General features: G+C 42.5%; 6 protein-coding genes. 1 reads left to right on the plus strand and 5 read right to left on the minus strand.

The annotated features are described in order from the left end of the window. Positions 1–214 precede the first annotated feature (214 nt). A complete protein-coding gene (locus tag PX481_RS07515; protein ID WP_288094205.1) occupies positions 215–1423 on the plus strand; it encodes an ATP-dependent 6-phosphofructokinase in 1209 nt (402 codons plus the stop codon). Positions 1424–1981: 558 nt separating this feature from the next. Here the strand turns inward: PX481_RS07515 and PX481_RS07520 are convergent. The 5 genes from PX481_RS07520 to PX481_RS07540 form a co-directional block, all read right to left on the minus strand. After that, positions 1982–2272, minus strand: coding sequence for a hypothetical protein (locus tag PX481_RS07520; RefSeq protein WP_288094206.1), 291 nt, complete (start codon positions 2270–2272; stop codon positions 1982–1984). Continuing rightward, entirely contained in the window at positions 2260–2487 is a 228-nt protein-coding gene (locus PX481_RS07525) for a DUF8778 family protein (protein ID WP_288094207.1), read from the minus strand. Before PX481_RS07525 ends, PX481_RS07520 begins: the two co-directional genes overlap by 13 nt. Positions 2488–2521: 34 nt before the next feature. After that, on the minus strand, positions 2522–2746 hold the full coding sequence (locus tag PX481_RS07530) for a DUF2283 domain-containing protein (RefSeq protein WP_002742721.1): 225 nt from the start codon (positions 2744–2746) through the stop codon (positions 2522–2524). Positions 2747–2749: 3 nt separating this feature from the next. Then, positions 2750–2980 carry a hypothetical protein gene (locus tag PX481_RS07535; protein WP_002742722.1) on the minus strand — a complete coding sequence of 77 codons (231 nt, stop codon included), beginning with the start codon at positions 2978–2980 and terminating at the stop codon, positions 2750–2752. A 105-nt stretch (positions 2981–3085) separates the two neighbouring features. After that, positions 3086–3402, minus strand: a 317-nt coding sequence (locus tag PX481_RS07540; RefSeq protein ID WP_288094208.1) for a WD40 repeat domain-containing protein, incomplete at its 5' end; no start/stop codon positions are given.

A 3402-nucleotide genomic window follows, 5' to 3' on the forward strand; every position in this document is an offset into this window, starting at 1 on the left:
ACCCCCCTTATCAAGGGGGGCAGGGGGGATCGGCACCCCCCTTATCAAGGGGGGCAGGGGGGATCGGCACCCCCCTTATCAAGGGGGGCAGGGGGGATCGAACCTAAAATCGATTTTTAATTTAATTATAACCAGCTACTTAACTGAAAACTGAAAACTTACATCTGATCACTGATAACTGATAACTGACAAAAAAATCCAGGAGGATATAACTATGAACGAGAATCAAAAGAAAAAAATCGGCATTCTGACCAGTGGTGGCGATTGCCCGGGGTTAAACGCGGTAATTCGTGCCGTGGTGAAATCATCAAAACTCAAGGGTTGGGATGTGTACGGCATTCCCTACGGGACCGACGGTTTTATGCAGATTGCCGAGGGAAAATATCACCCCGAAGATTTGATCCTGACTCAGCATGGCTATAACCTACCCGGGGTCTTGAAAGGATTAGACGTTTTGCAGTTTCTTAGTGGTAGTGTTTTGGGTTCTTTGAGCAAAGGACATCCCGAAAACCCAGAAATTGCCACGAAAATCCTGCAAGGATACGAAATGCTGGGATTAGATGCCCTGATCGTCGTTGGAGGCGATGGGAGCATCGATATCATCTACGATCTCGCCCAGAAAGGCAATTGGAATATTATCGCGGTTCCCAAAACCATCGATAATGACGTTCCCTATACGGAATGGGCAGTCGGTTTTACCACTGCCGTCGATATCGTTACTCAAGCTTTGTATGATCTCACCTTTACCGCCGCTAGTCACGAAAGGGTGATGATTGTGCAGGTGATGGGTAGAGATGCCGGTCATCTAGCTCTTCATGCTGGGATTGCCGGAGGTGCCGATGCGATTTTTATTCCCGAATTAACCCCGGCTCTCACTCCCGCAATTATCGACGGTTGTTGTCGCCATTTGGCAGAATTACGCGCTCAAGGTCGTAAATTCGCTCTCATTGTGATTTCTGAGGGTGTTAAAAACGAAGATAACCAAAAAGAGAAGTATATTGCCGATTATTTAGAAAAATTAATATTTGACAAAACTCGCTCTTTGTGCGTTACCGATCCCGTCTTCTGTTATCTCAATTCCATGGATGTGCGGGCCATGTCTTTGGGACACCTGCAAAGAAGTCGTCCTCCTTTGGCCATGGATCGACTGTTAGCCACGGCTTTCGGCATTAAGGCCGTAGAATTAATCGAACAGGGAAAACTCGATCGCGTGGTGATTTGGCGCGGGGGACAAGTGCGTAGTTTGCCCCTGAAACCAGTGATCAAAATTATCAAACAATGTCATCAAGAGCATCGCTGTGCCTATCCCGTTGATCCTGATGGTTTTATCGTCAAAACAGCCCGTTCTTTGGGAATTTACCTAGGGGAAAATCCCACAACTGAGACGGCAGTGGTTCCAGACGCTGTGGAGGCGTTGGTTTAGTTATAATAAAGCGAGAAGGGTTGCTCATACTTTCTCGCTTTTTTAATTGGTTAAGATTAGGCATTTCTAAACGCTACAATTACGGGAGATACTGACAGCTACTGTCGAAATAAAGAAACTTTTTAAAAGAGTGTAATTAGGGCTTGCTGAATAAATGTGAAATATAGACGAGGTAAGGGTTTTAGGGGCCTATTTTGCGAAACAGGTGCAAGATTTTGAGAGAATCGTGGTTGAAAACCTTGCATCTTCGGGGCGAAGCATTCGGGCATAACCTATCGGTGAAACCGTAGATTTCCTATCCGAATGCTTCGCCCCTACTTTTTCAGCCAGCCCTAATTAATTTTCTGAGCATAAACTTTTATTATCGGCCCGCGTCCTGTAGGGGCGAAGCATTCGGGCAATAACCTATCGGTGAAACCAGAGATTTTCTATCCGAATGCTTCGCCCGTACTTTTTGCCGCAAACCCTACATAAAGACTTCTACTATCAGTAATGAGGTTATAAGATTGAACTATTGGACAAGCTTCAATGAGATGTCTAATCTCTTGAAAATAGTCATTAATCAACAAATTCTATCTCCTCAATTTCTTCTTTGTCTTGCAGTAAAGCTTCTAGCATCCAAGCTTCTCCCATCCATTCATCAAAGTCTAAGGTATGCTGCAGTTTATTGTTTTCAAATCTTCTGAGAAATTCTTTTGTCTGCATTTGATACTTATTTTCAAAAAAAGTTATTCGTTCTTGGGTGCGCTTAATTCCTTCTTGAAGTTCTTGCAGTCTTTCGGTTAATGCGTCTTCAATAAATTTTTTTAAGGAGTTTAGATGTTTAGAACTCAGTTTTACTTCAGCCATAATGCTTCCGAGTTGATAATCGCTGCTGTTTGCCATTCGTCAGTCCATCCTAATTCTAGTTCATCTACTGCTAAAAAAGCTTGGGCGAGTTCTTCTGCTTCTTGTTGTTGTCGCCATTGTTGTAAAATTGAGGCGATGAAAATGCTTTTATTTTCTACTTTCTGGTTTAGGTAATTAACCAGTTCATCGGGTAAAGAAATGGAGATTTTAGCCATGGTTATCTCTTTGGCTATTTGATTCTAATATAGACTATTTTGATTGAGCTAAAATAACAGAATTAAGGGGGAAAGATTCAGTTTCTAAACGAGTTAAATCAACAATTTGACTAGCTTGATCAATATCAATTCCAACTAATTTTCCTTCGCTATCAAAATCTAAAACAATATCAGGGGCGATTTCTTGAGAATCGGTGCTTGTTTTTTCTGATAGGCTAATGTATAGAGAATCGGTTTCAGGATAATAACTAAATTTCATTTTTTACTCCTTAAAGTTACGATCTGGGAAGGCGTTATGAATGGTTTCTCCATCATCTAGAGTGACAACTCGCAAGTATTTTCCTAATTCGGGAATGTATAACCAATGACGAATGCGTCCGTTTGGTTCTATTTCTCGTCTAACTGGATTCTGGATAGCCTGTTGACACCATTCTCGCTTAAGATAGGGTCTTTTGACCAAGACTTGTTCTTCAAAGTAGCGGGTAGTTTTCATTCATCATTTTTCTGATCTATTCCTTCTATCATAATTTTAACGAAATTTAGATAAATTTCCCCAGATACTAAATTCTCCCCCCTTTTTAAGGGGGGCAGGGGGGGATCAAATCCCATCACACAAACCCCTATCCTCCTTCCTGACACCAGAATTAGGATTGTGCAAATCAACCCGCACCCAATCGCAACTACGCCCCATTAAATCACTTAAACCCCAGTCTGTCCCAAGATTCCAGAGTTTGATAGTGTTGTCATCACTACCGCTCACCAAAGTCTTGCCGTCGGGACTAAAATTAACGCTATTGACAGAGCCATCATGCCCTTTGAGGGTGCGGATTTCCTTGCCTGTTTCTACATCCCAGAGTATGATAGTCCCGTCATCACTACCGCTCACCAAAGTCTTGCCGTCGGGACTAAAATTAA

Source organism: Microcystis sp. M53603_WE2 (genome assembly GCF_030065435.1).